General features: G+C 62.6%; 17 protein-coding genes. 14 read left to right on the top strand and 3 right to left on the bottom strand.

The window, feature by feature from the left end; translation table 11 throughout:
- Positions 1-25 precede the first annotated feature (25 nt).
- The 9 genes from ACFQ95_RS12105 to ACFQ95_RS12065 all read left to right on the top strand — a co-directional run bounded on the left by ACFQ95_RS12105 (position 26) and on the right by ACFQ95_RS12065 (position 7735).
- Positions 26-556, top strand: a complete 531-nt coding sequence (locus ACFQ95_RS12105) for a CoxG family protein (RefSeq protein ID WP_422831240.1) — start codon at positions 26-28, stop codon at positions 554-556.
- Positions 557-592: 36 nt separating this feature from the next.
- A complete protein-coding gene (locus tag ACFQ95_RS12100; RefSeq protein WP_422831239.1) occupies positions 593-1147 on the top strand; it encodes a 3-hydroxyanthranilate 3,4-dioxygenase in 555 nt (184 codons plus the stop codon).
- A 108-nt stretch (positions 1148-1255) separates the two neighbouring features.
- Complete coding sequence (locus ACFQ95_RS12095) at positions 1256-2428, top strand: ABC transporter substrate-binding protein (RefSeq protein WP_422831238.1); 1173 nt, start codon at positions 1256-1258, stop codon at positions 2426-2428.
- 135 nt (positions 2429-2563) lie between these two features.
- The gene (locus ACFQ95_RS12090; protein WP_422831236.1) at positions 2564-3484 is read left to right on the top strand and encodes a branched-chain amino acid ABC transporter permease; all 921 of its coding nucleotides are present in this window, start codon (positions 2564-2566) and stop codon (positions 3482-3484) included.
- Complete coding sequence (locus ACFQ95_RS12085; RefSeq protein ID WP_422831235.1) at positions 3481-4518, top strand: branched-chain amino acid ABC transporter permease; 1038 nt, start codon at positions 3481-3483, stop codon at positions 4516-4518. The genes ACFQ95_RS12090 and ACFQ95_RS12085 overlap by 4 nt, the downstream gene beginning before the upstream one ends.
- Positions 4515-5276, top strand: a complete 762-nt coding sequence (locus ACFQ95_RS12080) for an ABC transporter ATP-binding protein (protein WP_422831234.1) — start codon at positions 4515-4517, stop codon at positions 5274-5276. The genes ACFQ95_RS12085 and ACFQ95_RS12080 overlap by 4 nt, the downstream gene beginning before the upstream one ends.
- Positions 5273-5986 (top strand): ABC transporter ATP-binding protein, encoded by a 714-nt coding sequence (locus tag ACFQ95_RS12075; protein WP_422831233.1) that lies wholly within the window; start codon positions 5273-5275, stop codon positions 5984-5986. Before ACFQ95_RS12080 ends, ACFQ95_RS12075 begins: the two co-directional genes overlap by 4 nt.
- Positions 5979-6866 carry an alpha/beta hydrolase gene (locus ACFQ95_RS12070; protein ID WP_422831231.1) on the top strand — a complete coding sequence of 296 codons (888 nt, stop codon included), beginning with the start codon at positions 5979-5981 and terminating at the stop codon, positions 6864-6866. Before ACFQ95_RS12075 ends, ACFQ95_RS12070 begins: the two co-directional genes overlap by 8 nt.
- A 215-nt stretch (positions 6867-7081) precedes the next feature.
- Positions 7082-7735: a class I SAM-dependent methyltransferase gene (locus ACFQ95_RS12065; RefSeq protein ID WP_422831229.1), complete on the top strand. Its 654-nt coding sequence runs from the start codon at positions 7082-7084 to the stop codon at positions 7733-7735.
- 19 nt (positions 7736-7754) lie between these two features.
- Here the strand turns inward: ACFQ95_RS12065 and ACFQ95_RS12060 are convergent, their stop codons facing one another.
- Positions 7755-9341: a GMC family oxidoreductase gene (locus ACFQ95_RS12060; RefSeq protein ID WP_422831228.1), complete on the bottom strand. Its 1587-nt coding sequence runs from the start codon at positions 9339-9341 to the stop codon at positions 7755-7757.
- A 99-nt stretch (positions 9342-9440) separates the two neighbouring features.
- Between ACFQ95_RS12060 and ACFQ95_RS12055 the strand changes: the two genes are divergently transcribed.
- From ACFQ95_RS12055 to ACFQ95_RS12035, 5 genes are all read left to right on the top strand, one after another.
- Positions 9441-10307, top strand: coding sequence for a 3-hydroxybutyryl-CoA dehydrogenase (locus ACFQ95_RS12055; protein WP_422831227.1), 867 nt, complete (start codon positions 9441-9443; stop codon positions 10305-10307).
- Between the two features lie 111 nt (positions 10308-10418).
- A complete protein-coding gene (locus tag ACFQ95_RS12050) occupies positions 10419-10889 on the top strand; it encodes a MarR family winged helix-turn-helix transcriptional regulator (RefSeq protein ID WP_422831226.1) in 471 nt (156 codons plus the stop codon).
- A gap of 69 nt (positions 10890-10958) precedes the next feature.
- Entirely contained in the window at positions 10959-11387 is a 429-nt protein-coding gene (locus tag ACFQ95_RS12045) for an organic hydroperoxide resistance protein (protein ID WP_422831225.1), read from the top strand.
- 97 nt (positions 11388-11484) lie between these two features.
- Entirely contained in the window at positions 11485-12522 is a 1038-nt protein-coding gene (locus tag ACFQ95_RS12040) for a serine/threonine protein kinase (protein WP_422831223.1), read from the top strand.
- A gap of 12 nt (positions 12523-12534) precedes the next feature.
- Entirely contained in the window at positions 12535-12687 is a 153-nt protein-coding gene (locus ACFQ95_RS12035) for a hypothetical protein (RefSeq protein ID WP_422831221.1), read from the top strand.
- 18 nt (positions 12688-12705) lie between these two features.
- Here ACFQ95_RS12035 and ACFQ95_RS12030 read toward each other — a convergent pair whose 3' ends face one another.
- Positions 12706-13125, bottom strand: coding sequence for a hypothetical protein (locus tag ACFQ95_RS12030; RefSeq protein WP_422831220.1), 420 nt, complete (start codon positions 13123-13125; stop codon positions 12706-12708).
- A gap of 49 nt (positions 13126-13174) precedes the next feature.
- On the bottom strand, positions 13175-14086 hold the full coding sequence (locus tag ACFQ95_RS12025) for a ketopantoate reductase family protein (protein ID WP_422831218.1): 912 nt from the start codon (positions 14084-14086) through the stop codon (positions 13175-13177).
- Positions 14087-14141: the final 55 nt, after the last annotated feature.

The following is a 14141-nucleotide window of genomic DNA, read 5'->3' as shown; positions in this document are numbered from 1 at the left end:
ATAGAGAGACAAGGACACCCACGTTATGAACTACCAAGGCACACAACAACTCGCGCACCCGGCCGAAAAGGTCTGGGCCGCGTTACTCGATCCCGTGGTCCTGCGCCAATGTATTGCCGGCTGCGAAAAGTTTGAGCGCGCCGAAGGTGAGGACGGCCTGAACTACAACTGCACGGTGAAAGTCGCCATAGGCCCGGTGTCGGCACGTTTCACCAGCACGCTGAACCTGCTCGATGTGGTGGCGCCCAGCAGCTGCACCTTGCAGTTCTCCGGCCAGGGCGGTGTGGCTGGTTTTGGCAAGGGTGAGGCCAAGGTGCAGCTGCTGCCGCAAGACGGTGGTGCGAGCACGCAACTCGACTGGCAAGCCGAATCCCAAGTGGGCGGCAAGCTGGCGCAAATGGGTTCGCGCCTGATCGACGCTGCGGTGCGCAAGATGAGTGACGACTTCTTTCAGCGTTTTGCCGCCCAGCTCAACGGCCCGGCAGAAGATGCCGTGCCCGCTGGCGAATCCCCGGAGGGCGAAGCCAAGAAGTCGATCTGGTCGTGGAAGAAGTAGCCGTCAAAGCGTTAAACCCCTGAGGAATCTGTGCCCATGTTGAAGCCCATCAATTTTCCCAAATGGATTGAAGAAAACCGCCACCTGCTGAAACCCCCGGTGGGCAACCAGCAGGTCTGGCGCGATACCGACTTCATCGTCACCGTGGTGGGCGGGCCGAATCACCGTTCGGACTTTCACGACGACCCGTACGAGGAGTATTTCCACCAGTTCCAAGGCAGCGCACATCTGCTGATACTCGACCGCGGCAAGTTTGAGCGCATTGATTTGCATGAAGGCGATATTTTTTTGCTGCCGGCGCATGTGCGGCATTCGCCGCAGCGCCCCGATCCGGACAGCTTATGCACCGTGATCGAGCGTAGCCGGCCGGCCGGCGTGCTGGATGCTTTTGAGTGGTACTGCGCGGCCTGCACAACCCTGATCCACCGGAGTGAAGTGCAGCTGCAAAGCATAGTCTCGGACCTGCCTAAAGTGTTCTCCGACTTTTACGAGTCGGCACCAAATTTGCGTACCTGTCCCCATTGTGGGGAGGTGCACCCCGGCCGTGACTGGCGGGCCTGGCACGGAAAACGGGCGCTGGCGCAGGGGTGAGGGAGAGTTCACCGTATTGACACCAATTGGTTTATGTCTAAACTAATTAGAAATAAACATTTGTGCAGCGTTGCCCTTGATTTGCATTGATTAACCTAGGAAAGCCGTATGAAACTTAAGTTGAACAGCATGGTGGTGGTTTTGGGTCTGGCAGCGTGCAGCCTGGCGGTGCAGGCGCAGCAGGCCGTGAAAATCGGTTTTATCGGCACGCTTTCCGGCCCGGCCGGTGCACTCGGTCAAGACCAGTACGACGCGTTTATGCTGGGTATCGAGCACATGGGCGGCAAGTTCGGTGGCGCCACCGTGCAAGTGATCAAGGAAGACGACCAGCTCAAGCCCGACGTGGGTGTGCAGGCAGCGCAGAAGCTGATCGAGAAAGACAAGGTCAACCTGATCACCGGCGTGACCTTCTCCAACGTGATGATGGCCATCCACAAGCCCATCACCGATGCGGGCGTGATGCTCATAGGCTCCAACGCCGGCCCCACGCCGCTCACCGGCAAGGGCTGCAGCCCCATGTACTTCTCCACCTCGTGGAACAACGACTCGCTGCACGAATCGATGGGCCAATACGCCAACGACGCGGGCTACAAAAAGGTCTACCTGCTGGCGCCCAACTACCAGGCCGGCAAAGACGCCATCTCCGGCTTCAAGCGCCTGTACAAAGGCCAGGTGGTGGACGAGGTCTACACCCAGGTGAACCAGCCCGACTACTCGGCCGAAATCGCCCAGTTGCAGGCCGCCAAACCCGACGCGATCTACGTGTTCTACCCCGGCGGCATGGGTGTGAACTTCGTCAAGCAATACCAGCAGGCCGGCCTGCTGGGCAAGCTGCCAGTGTTGTCCACCTCCACCGTCGACGGCACCACGCTGCCGGCGCTGAAGGACATCGCCCTGGGCGTGGTCACCGGCTCGCCTTACAGCGCTGACATCGACAATCCGCAGAACAAGAAGTTCGTTGAAGACTTCAAGAAGAAGTACAACCGCGTGCCTTCTTTGTATGCCGCACAAAGCTACGATGCCGCCTTGCTGTTGAACTCGGCGCTGACCAAGACCGGTGGCAAGACCGACAACAAGGAAGCTTTCCGCAGCGCGCTGAAAGCCGCCGACTTCAAGTCCGTGGCCGGCCCGTTCCGCTTCAACACCAACCAGTTCCCTATCCGCGACTACTACCGTGTGGACGTGGCCAAGGACGCATCGGGCCAGGCGGCTCTGGTGAACAAGGGTGTGGTGCTGAAGGACCACGCCGACGCGTATTACAAAGAGTGCCCACTGAAGTAAACAACAGCTTTTTGTTGTTCGCTTGATTCATCTTTCTCAGGGCTTGCCGCATGTTGATGGTCCGCGCAGCTTCTGAGAAAGACCCAGGCACACCCGCTGTGCCTCGCGTCTGACTCCGTCTCTTTTCCAAAGCCCATGAGCCTTTCCCTTTTTGTTGTCCAAATGCTCAACGGCTTGCAGCTGGGCGTGTTGTTGTTCATGTTGTCCGCCGGCTTGACCCTGGTGTTCGGCATCATGAACTTCGTCAACCTGGCGCACGGCAGCCTGTACATGATGGGCGCCTACTTTGCGGCGGCGGCCTATGTGCGCACCGATTCTTTTCTGATTGCCGCCCTGGTGGGTGTCGCCGGCAGCGCCGCGCTGGGTTTTGCGATGGAACGCATCGTCGCCTCGCGCCTCTACGCCCGCGACCACCTTGACCAGGTGCTCGCCACCTTTGGGCTGATTCTGTTTTTCAACGAGCTGGCGCGCACCATCTGGGGCGCCTCGCCGTATTACATGAACGTGCCGCAGGCTTTGTCCGGGGCCATCAACCTGCTGGGCATTTCCTACCCTGCCTACCGCTTTGCGATCATCGTGGTTGGCCTGCTGGTGGCCTTGGGCTGCTACCTGCTCATCAACAAGACACGCGTCGGCATGTTGATCCGTGCGGGCTCCACCAACCCCACCATCGTGGCCGCGCTGGGTGTGAACATCAAGCTGCTGAACGCCTGCATTTTTGCGCTGGGTGCGGCGCTCGCCGGTGTGGCCGGTTTGATGAGCGGCCCCATACTCTCTGTGCAGCCCGGCATGGGCGAGCCGATTCTGATCATGGCGATGATTGTCATCGTCATCGGTGGCATTGGCTCGGTGCGTGGCGCGTTTTATTCGGCGCTTATCGTTGGTGTCATCGACACTGCAGGTCGTGCTTTCCTGCCCATGATTCTGCGTGAATTTCTCGACCGTGCCACGGCCCAGGCCGCTGGCCCGGCGCTGGCGTCTATGCTGATCTGCATCTTCATGGCGGTGGTGCTGGCCACCAAACCCAATGGCCTTTTCCCGGTGAAGAACAAATGACGCGCAGCAAAGTTTCCACGAGCATCACCGCGCTCGTTGTCCTTCTCTTCCTGGCCGTGCCGGTATATGCACACGTGGCACAAGAGCCGTTTGTGCTCACCTTCATGAGCCGTGTGCTGATCTTCGGGCTGGCCGCCATCAGCCTCAACCTGGTGCTGGGTTTTGGCGGCATGGTGAGTTTTGGCCATGCGCTCTACATGGGCCTGGGCGCCTATGTGGTGGGTATTCTGGCGCAGCACGGCGTCACCGATGGCTGGACACAACTCGCCATCACCTTGCTGTTGAGCGCGCTGATCGGCCTGCTGACCGGTGTGGTCTGCCTGCGCACCAGCGGCATCGCCTTCATCATGATCACGCTGGCGTTTGCGCAGATGTTTTATTACCTGTTTGTGAGCTTGAAGCAATACGGCGGCGACGATGGTTTGTCCATCACCGGACGCAGCAATTTCAGCGGCTTCAGCCTGGGTTCACCACTGGCGCTGTATGGCACGGCGCTGGTGCTGGTGTTGTTGTCGCTGGTGGCCATGCGCCGCCTCATAGACGCCCGTTTTGGCATGGTGTTGCGCGGCTGCCGCGTCAATGAGCGGCGCATGCACGCGCTGGGCTTTCTGACGCTGCGCTACAAACTCACGGCCTATGTCCTGGCCAGCATGTTGGCCGGTGTGGCCGGGCTGCTGTACGCCAACCTCACGGGTTTTGCCTCGCCCGCCTACATGGCGTGGACGGTGTCGGGCGAACTGATCGTGATGGTGGTGCTGGGCGGCATGGGCACGGTGCTGGGCCCGCTGGTCGGCGCGCTGGCCTTCCTGGTGAGTGAAGAGTTGCTCAAGGGTTTGACCGAACATTGGATGATGATCATGGGCCCGCTGATTGTGTTGGTGGTGCTGGGCTTGAAGCGCGGCTTGTATGGCTCGGTGCTCGACTGGGAGAAGCGACGCGGGCAGGCTGAAGAGCGCTCGCACGAAGCTGCCGGTGTATCTGCCGCAGAGCCTGTTGCCAAAACCGTTGTTTCCCTGCAGGAGCGCAGCGTATGAGCACCACCCCCATGCTGCAAATCAACCAGTTGGTGAAACGCTACGGCGGCCTGCTGGCCACCGACCATGTGCAACTGAGCCTGGCCCCGGGCGAATTGCACGCCATCATCGGCCCCAACGGCGCGGGCAAGACCACACTCATAGGCCAACTGGGCGGTGAGGTACGGCCCGACAGCGGCACGGTGTTCTTCAATGGCGAAGACGTGACCGCGCTGCCGCCCGCACGGCGTGCCTTGCGCGGCTTGGCACGCTCCTACCAGATCACCTCGGTATTTCCCGAGTTCAGCGTGCTGGAAAACGTGGTGCTGGCCATGCAGGCGCATTGCGGCCACAGCTTTGGTTTCTGGAAACCGGTGTTGCGCCAGGCTGAGCTGGTCGCACCGGCAGAGCGCGCCGTGGCCCAGGCCGGTTTGGCCCATCGCGCGTATGTGCCGGTGGCCGACCTGGCGCATGGCGAGCGCCGCCAACTGGAGCTGGCCATGGTGCTGGTGGCGCAACCCAAACTCCTGCTGCTCGATGAACCCATGGCCGGCATGAGCCACCAGGAATCCGGCAAGGTGGTCGAGCTGCTGCAAAGCCTGAAAGGCCAATACGCCATGCTGCTGGTCGAGCACGACATGGACGCCGTGTTTGCGTTGGCCGACCGCATTTCGGTGCTGGTCTACGGCCGCATCATTGCCAGCGGCACCCCAGAAGAAATTCGCGCCAACGAAGACGTGCGCACGGCCTATCTTGGTGACGAGGCGCTCCCGATATGAAACCCGCACTGCTGCAAATCCAGGATCTAGAAGTCTGCTACGGCGACGCCCAGGCGCTGTTTGGCGCCGCCGTGTCGGTGGCCGAAGGTGAGTTTGTCACGCTGCTCGGCCGCAACGGCATGGGCAAGACCACCACCGTGCGCGCCGCCACCGGCATCATGCGCCCGCGTGGCGGACGTGTGCACTTTGCGGGGCAAGACGTGTCGCGCTGGCCGTCGTACCAGATTGCACGCCTGGGCATAGGCCTGGTGCCCGAGCAGCGCCAGGTGTTCCCCAACCTCACGGTGTACGAGAACCTGGTCGCCACCGCGCACAACCGCCTGGGCGCACGCGAACCATGGACGCTGGAGCGTGTCTACAAGCTGTTCCCGCGTCTGCAGGAGCGCGCGGGCAACCTGGGCTGCAATCTGTCGGGTGGCGAGCAGCAAATGCTGGCCATAGGCCGCGCCTTGATGACCAATCCGCGTTTGCTCATCCTCGATGAAGCCACCGAAGGCCTGGCGCCCCTGGTGCGCGGCGAAATCTGGGACTGCCTGCAAACGCTCAAGAGCACACAGTTGTCGGTGTTGATCATCGACAAGAACATAGGCCCGCTGCTGCGTCTGGCCGACACCCATTACGTGCTGGAAAAAGGCCGCACCGTGTGGAGCGGCAGTTCGCCCAGCTTGCTTGACGCCAAAGAGATGATGAAGGAGACACTCGGTGTCTGAAGCCAACGTTCAACCCCATTTGCCCTGGCAAGACATGGACGCCGCCGAGCTGGCGCGCCAATACAGCGCACGTGGCACGGTGCCCGATGCCGAGGTCTTCATCCGCGACTACCGCAGCTTGTCCGCGCCCATGTACGCACTGCCGTGTGTACGCGACATCGCCTATGGGCCAAGTGCCGCCGAACGCATAGATTTGTTCCCCGTGCCCGGCCGCAGCGATGCGCCATTGTTTGTGTTTGTGCACGGTGGCTACTGGCGCTCCATGGGCAATGAAGACTCGGTGTTCATGGCCGAGTGTTTTACCAAGCGCGGCATCGCCGTGGCCTCCATCAACTACGGCTTGGCCCCCGAAGTGCGTTTGTCCACCATGGTCGACCAATGCCGCAGCGGCCTGGCCTGGCTCTACAAGAATGCCGGCGCCCATGGCATAGACGTGGGCCGCATCGTGGTGGCCGGTAGCTCGGCTGGCGGTCACCTGGGCGGCATGTTGCTGGCGCCAGGCTGGCAACAAGCCCTGGGCCTGCCCGCCCAAGTGGCGCAGGGCGGGGTGCTGGTCAGCGGCCTGTTTGACCTGGCGCCGGTACAACACACCACGCCCAACACCTGGCTGAATCTCAGCCCCGAAGAGGCCGCGCTGCTGAGCCCGCAGCACCGCCTGCCGCCTGCGGGCACACGCCTGTGTATTGCCGTGGCCGACATTGACACCGCCGAGTTCAAACGCCAGTCCAGCGATTACGCTGCGGCGTGCCAGGCGCACGGTTGCAGCGTGAGCACGCTGGACGTGCCGGGCCGCAACCACTTCGATGTGATCAACGACTGGATGAACCCCGACAGTGCTTTGAGCCAGGCAACCTGGCCGCTGTTCGAGTCAATCGAGTAGCTATCAAAATCGCAGCTGTCTGCGTTTTCTGAATCAGCTCAAAAGGCCAATTTGATTCAGAGGTTTATGGCCTCTGCATAGCGGCTTGGCCGGCAGGCGCCGCTGATGTCCTGCAAAGACCAGGGCCGTTTGGGGTTGCGCGGCTTAGCTCGTAACATGGGTGCAGTCTGTTGCCTAGCCTCGGAACGTGTATTCGTTCCTAACGGAGAAGTCGCATGAAGCCCAGCCCCGTGCCGCCGCAAGTCCACCCACCCTCTGCCAGCACGGCAGCACTGGAGCAGTACCGCCGCCGTGCCTGCGTCTACGATTTGGAGATGGCGCCCTGGGAGCCCATACGGCTGGAAGCGATTGAGTTGCTGGCGCTGCAGCCCGGCAACACCGTGCTCGACGTGGGCTGTGGCACCGGCCTGAGCCTGGCGCCGCTGCGCCAAGGCGTAGGCCCTGGCGGCCAGGTGGTCGGCATAGAACAAAGCGCCGACATGCTGGCCATTGCGCGCCAGCGGCAAGAGTGCGAAGGCTGGGGCAACGTCACGCTGACCCTGGCCCCCGTGGCCGAAGCGCCCATCGACGTGATGGCCGACGCCGCCTTGTTCCATTTCACCCACGACATCCTGCAACAGGCAGAAGCCGTGGCCAAGGTGATGTCCCACCTCAAGCCGGGTGCACGGGTTGTGGCCTGCGGATTGAAATGGGCCGGGCCATTTTTTTGGCCGACCAACTTCATGGTGCTGCCAGCGGCCTTGCACTCGGTGAGTTCGCTGGCCGGGATGGAGCAGCCGTGGCGGCTGCTGGCGCGGCATGTGCCCGGGCTACGGGTGGAGTCGCGCTTGGGGGATGGGGCTTATCTGGCGAGTGCCATCGTGGGCTGAAAACTGACGCAGGGCGCCATCACTCCGCCCGAATCAAATCCGCCGCCTTCTCCGCCACCATGATCACCGGCGCATTGGTGTTGCCACCAACGATGCGCGGCATGATGGACGCATCGACCACACGCAGGCCCGCCACACCGTGTACACGCAATGTATGGTCCACCACGTCCATGGGTCCCGGGCCCATGCGGCACGAGCCCACGGGGTGGTAGACGGTGTCGGTGTGGTCGCGGATGAAGCTTTCCAGCGCCATGTCGCTGGTGGCGTGGGCCGAGCGCGCGGTCTCGTAGCCGCCCAATGCGGCGAGCGCGGGTTGCGCCGAGATCTCGCGCACCAGGCGGTAGCCGCGCATCAGGCGTTCCATGTCGTCGCGGTCACCCAGAAAGTCGGGGTTGATGAGCGGCGCGGCAAACGGGTCTTTGCTGGCCAGGCTCACGCTGCCCCGGCTGTGCGGGCGCAGCACACACACGTGGATGGAGTAGCCGTGGCCGAGCACGGTTTTACGGCCGTGGTCCACCAGTTGGGCGACGACGAAGTGCAGTTGCAGATCGGGAATGGGCTCATCCGGCTGGCTTTTGATGAAACCACCGGCCTCGGCCAGATTGCTGGTGAGTATGCCGGTACGCTGGCGCCGCCATTCGAGCGCGCCCTTGGCCAGGCGCGCCACACCAGTAGGCGAGATGCCCAGCAAGTCGCGCACGCCTGGGGTGTGCACCACCTGCACCACGTCCGGGTGGTCGTGCAGGTGTTGGCCCACGCCCGGCAGGTGGTGCAGCGTGGCAATGCCATTGGCCACCAGGTGTTTGTGCGGGCCTATGCCCGAGAGCATCAGCAACTGCGGTGACTGCAGCGCGCCCGCGCACACCAGCACCTCGCGCTGCGCACGGATCTGCTTGATGAAATCGCCCTCGGCGTATTCCACCCCCACGGCGCGTTTGCCTTGCAGCACGATGCGTGTGGCGTGGGCGCCGGTGAAGATGTGCAGGTTGGGGCGGGCACGGTGTGGTGCCAGATAGGCCTTGGCGGCGCTGAAGCGTTCGCCTTGGTGCTGTGTCACCTGGTACAGGCCCACACCTTCCTGGCTGGCGCCGTTGAAGTCGGCATTGGTGTGGTGGCCGGCCTGCAAGGCGGCTTGTACAAAGTGCTGGCTGTGCGGGTTGGGCTGGGCCAGGTCCATCACCCGCAGCGGGCCGTGAGCGCCATGCCAGGCGTCGGCGCCACGCGCATTGTGTTCGGCGCGTTGGAAGTAGGGCAGCACATCGGCCCAGGCCCAACCAGGGTTGCCTTGCGCTGCCCAGTGGTCGTAGTCGCTGGGGTGGCCACGGGTGTAGATCATGGCGTTGATGGCGCTGCTGCCGCCCAGCATCTTGCCGCGTGGCTGGTAGCCGCTGCGGCCGTTGAGGCCGGGTTGCGGCACGGTGGCAAAGTTCCACTGCGTGTTGCGCTTGCGGGCCAGCAGGGCTAGGCCGGTGGGGCACTGCACCAGAGGGCTGTCGTCTGAGCCACCGGCTTCGAGCAGTGCCACTTGCACCTGGGGGTCTTCGCTCAGCCGGCTGGCCAGTACACAACCTGCGGAGCCCGCACCCACGATGATGTAGTCAAACATAGGCAGTGATGGTGTCGCTCGGTTTTATGATGGCATGAAGTGGCTCACACCATACCCCAACATGCCATCTCATTTTTAAACCTTCAAGGAGAAAGCTTCATGCAAACAACAGGCTCAACGGCCATCACCACCGTCGGCATTGTGGGCGCCGGCACCATGGGTAACGGCATCGCACAGGCGTGTGCGGTGGTCGGTGTGAAGGTGGTCATGGTCGACATCAACGACGCGGCCGTGCAAAAGGGCTTGGCCACGGTAGCCGGCAGCCTGGACCGGCTGATCAAGAAGGAAAAGCTGACCGAAGCCGACAAGACCGCTGCGCTGGCCCATATCACTGGCTCGACCAACTACGACGACCTGAAGGCCGCGCAATTGGTGGTGGAAGCCGCCACCGAGAACTTTGATCTCAAGGTCAAGATCCTGAAGCAGCTCGACGCCTTGCTGGCGCCCGAGGTGTTGATCGCGTCGAACACGTCTTCCATCTCCATCACCAAGCTGGCCGCCGTCACGACTCGTGCCGAGCGCTTCATCGGCATGCACTTCTTCAATCCCGTGCCCATGATGGCGCTGGTGGAAATCATCCGTGGCCTGCAGACCAGCGACGCCACACACGACGCGGTGCACGCCTTGTCCACGCGCCTGAGCAAGACGCCCATTACCGTGAAGAACGCGCCGGGTTTTGTGGTCAACCGCATCCTGGTGCCCATGATCAACGAGGCCTTTTTTGTGCTGGCCGAGGGTGTGGCCAGCGCAGAGGACATTGACGCCGGCATGAAGCTGGGCTGCAACCAACCGATTGGCCCGCTGGCGCTGGCCGACATGATTGGCCTGGACGTGTGCCTGGCGGTGATGGAGGTCTACCTGCAGGAGTTTGGCGACAGCAAATACCGCGCATGCCCGCTGCTGAAAGAAATGGTGGCCGCAGGCCGCTTGGGCCGCAAGACCGGGCAGGGCGTTTACAAGTACTGAGCCCCATTGCCTGAGGCCGTCTAAGCCCTCCTGGCTGCAGCCCCACTGCCGGTGGGGTTTCTTTGATAAATTAAGTTGCACACAATTTAATTGTGAACTACAATTCATCCCATGGCAAGCAACACTGCGCTCCTCCCCTCTGCTGATGAAGCCCTTCGGCTCGACAACCAGCTGTGTTTTGCGCTGTATTCGGCCTCGTTGACGATGACCAAGCTGTACAAGCCACTGCTGGCCGAGTTAGGCCTCACTTACCCGCAATACCTGGTGATGCTGGTGTTGTGGGAGCAGGATGGGCAGACGGTTTCGGATCTTGGTGCACGTCTGGCGCTCGACTCGGGCACGCTCACGCCGCTGCTCAAACGCATGGAAGCGGCCGGTTTTCTGGCCCGCACCCGTGCGGCGGAAGACGAGCGCCGGGTCGTCATCACGTTGACGCCGACCGGGCAGAAACTGAAGATACGGGCGGCCGATTTGCCGGCCTGTATGTTGGCGGCCAGTCAGTGTTCGCTGCCCGAATTGCAGGCCTTGGTGAAGCAGGTGCAGGCTTTGCGCCAGAACCTCACCTCGGCCGGTCCAGCGTAAGTTGTGCAGTTGCCCAGAAGAAATTTTTAGTTCGTTCCCCCCTGTGCTCATCAACCTGAAGGAAAAACCATGGCTACCAAACTCGACAAAGTTCTCTACACCGCCCACGCCCACACCACCGGCGGCCGCGACGGCCAGTCCGCCAGCGATGACGGCAAGCTGTCCGTGAAGCTGTCGCCCCCCAAGGAAATGGGCGGCTCCGGTGCCGGCACCAACCCTGAACAACTGTTCGCCGCTGGCTACTCGGCTTGTTTCATGGGCGCCATGAAACACGTCGCCGGCCTGAAGAAGGTCGCTGTGCCGGCTGATGCCGCCATTGACGCCAGCGTGGACATCGGCCCCATCCCTGCAGGCTTTGGCATCGCCGCCAAGCTGGTGATCAGCCTGCCCGGCATGGACCGCGCCGTGGCCCAAGACCTGATCGACACCGCCCACGGCGTGTGCCCTTATTCCAACGCCACGCGTGGCAACATTGAAGTGACGCTGACGCTGGCTTAATCGCGGCTGAGGTTCGCCTCAAAAACGCCCACCCGCCTTGTAAGGCCGGTGGGCGTTTGCTTTGTGGCGCCGCAGAGATAACAGTCACAATCGACGCATGACTGCCGTACCTGCTTCGAATCATCCCTACGAGACCCTCACCCCCGATGTGGTGCTCGACGCCCTGGCCAGCCTGGGCCTGTATGGCGATGGCCGTCTCATGGCGCTCAGCTCGTACGAAAACCGCGTCTACCAGGTGCATCTGGAAGAGCCATCCGATGTGCCCGCCGTGGTCGTCAAGTTCTACCGCCCCCAGCGCTGGAGCGAGGCGCAGATCCTTGAAGAGCATGCTTTCGCCGCCGAGCTGATGGCCGCCGAAGTGCCCGCCGTGGGCCCGCTCACGCTGGACGGCAAAACCCTGCACCGCTTCGGCGACTTCATGTTCAGCGTGAGCCCGCGCCGTGGCGGCCGCCTGCCCGAGCTGGATGATTTTGAGGCACTCGAATGGATTGGCCGTTTCCTGGCGCGCATCCACACCGTGGGCGCCAAGGCGCCGTTTATCCACCGGCCCGCGCTCGACCTGGCGACCTTCGGCACGGCCTCGCGCGACTGGCTGTTGGGCCACGACATGATTCCGCTGGACGTGCAGGGTGCGTGGCGGGACAAGTGTAATGAAGCTCTTGAATTGATAGCTGCCAGTGCGCTTCCAACGGGCAGCGGGGCCTCAAAAAACGCTGAAATCAAGGTGCTGCGCCTGCACGGCGATTGCCACCCCGGCAACATCTTGTGGACACCCACCGACCGCCCCGACGGCGGCCCGCATTTTGTTGACCTGGACGACGCCCGCAGCGGCCCGGCCGTGCAAGACCTGTGGATGCTGCTCAGCGGTGACCGTGGCCAGCGCACCGTGCAACTCAGCGGCCTGCTGGATGGCTACGAACAGTTCCGCAGCTTCGACCGGCGCGAGCTGGCGCTCATAGAGCCGCTGCGCACACTGCGCCTGATCCACTACAGCGCCTGGCTGGCGCGGCGCTGGGCCGACCCGACGTTCCCCATCAACTTTCCCTGGTTTGGCAGCAGCGACTACTGGGTCGGGCAGGTCAACATGCTGACCGAGCAGATCGAAGCCATGGGCGAAGAGCCGCTCTACGTTTAAGTCAGTTTGACCATGGTTTTGGGCGTGTACCAGCGGCTGCAGATGTGGCCGGTTGAATGGCTTTCTGAGCGGCCGCAGATCGAATTTTGGGTCTACCGAGCGAGCGCCTATGTGCTGCTGAATGTGGTGGAAGACCCGGCCTGGCTGGCGCTGATGTTCTGCTGAGGCGCTACCTGGCGCTTGTTAGTTGCGCAGCAGTTCTGGCGGCGGTGCAGCTTGCGGCTGGGTTTGGTTCTGTGCCGAATTTTTGTTCTTCGGGTCATAAAGCACGGCGCCCGTGCCCACCCCGGCCCCTACGCTTGCGCCGCCACTGCCTATACCGGTGCTTACGCCTACGCCAGCGCCACCGGTCACCTGGCCGTTTTGGTTCACACCCACGCCAACACCCACAGGGCCAGCGCCTGCCCCGACACCTACGTTGACGCCGCCTGAGCCCACCCCCACGCCAATCGACACCCCGGGGAAGATGGGAATGCCGATGCCCACCCCGCCACCCACACCACCGGCACAGCCTGCGAGCGTGCAGGCGAGGGCGATACCCACCAGCTCAGGCAAGGGGCGGCTTGAATCCAGGGCATTGGTGAGTGCAGAGCTTTTGTCCATCGTCAGATGCTAAGCGCCGAGGCTAAAGGCCGCTGTTTCCAAAGGTATGTCAGGCTGGCGTGGAAGGCGAAGTCGTGCGGTTTTCCATCAGTTTGACCAAGGTGTGCAACACCCGGTTCACCGGCGTGGCCACGCCCAGCGCCACGCCACGGTGCAGCACGTAGCCGTTCAGGTGCTCGATCTCGCTGGCCTTGCCACGCGCCAGGTCCTGCGCGGTGCTGGAGTATTGCGCCGGCATGCTTTGCGCCAGCTTGCTCACCGCCTCGGGCACGTTGCCCGGCACGCGCACACCGTCGGCACGCGCCACGGCCAGGCATTCACTGACCACGTCCTGCATTACCGCGCTCACACCTTCGCCGCGCACCAAGGGGCCGTAAGGGATTTGCGCAATCGCCGACATGGCGTTGTATGCGCAGTTCAAGATCAGCTTGGCCCACAAGGCACCACGCACGTTGTCGGATACTTCGGTGGGTACACCGGCGGCGGCCAATTCGGCGGCGATGGCGGCGCTGCTCGAGGAGGGCGAAATCACCAGGTCGCCCCGGCCGTTGTGTTTGACGTGGCCGGGCCCGGCCATCTCGGTGGCCACATACACCACCGCCGCCAACACCGGCTGGCCGAGCACGGCCTGCAGACGGTCGGCGTTGTCCACGCCGTTTTGCAAACTCAACACCGTGGCGCTGGGGTTCAGAAATGGTTTCATCGCCGCGCCGGTGTTTTCGGTGTCGGTCGACTTCACGCAGAACAAAACCACTTGCGCTTCTTGCACCGTGGCGATGTCGCTGGTGGCGTTGAGCCGCACGTGTTCATCAAATGTGGTGGTCTGCATGCGCAGGCCGTCGCGCTGAATGGCTGCCACATGGTTGGGCCGTGCCACCAGCGTGACCTTGTGCCCGGCGCGTGCCAGCATGCCGCCGAAATAACAACCCACGGCGCCTGCGCCGACAACGGTAATGTTCATTCTTGTCTCCAGATAGAAAAAGCCGGCAAGAGCCCAACGCGCTCTTGCCGGCTTT

The organism is Variovorax sp. HJSM1_2 (assembly GCF_049316285.1).
Classification (GTDB): Bacteria; Pseudomonadota; Gammaproteobacteria; order Burkholderiales; family Burkholderiaceae_C; genus Rhodoferax_B.
The sequence above is the reverse complement of the archived record's forward strand: the minus strand, read 5'-3'. Positions and strand labels throughout refer to the sequence as shown.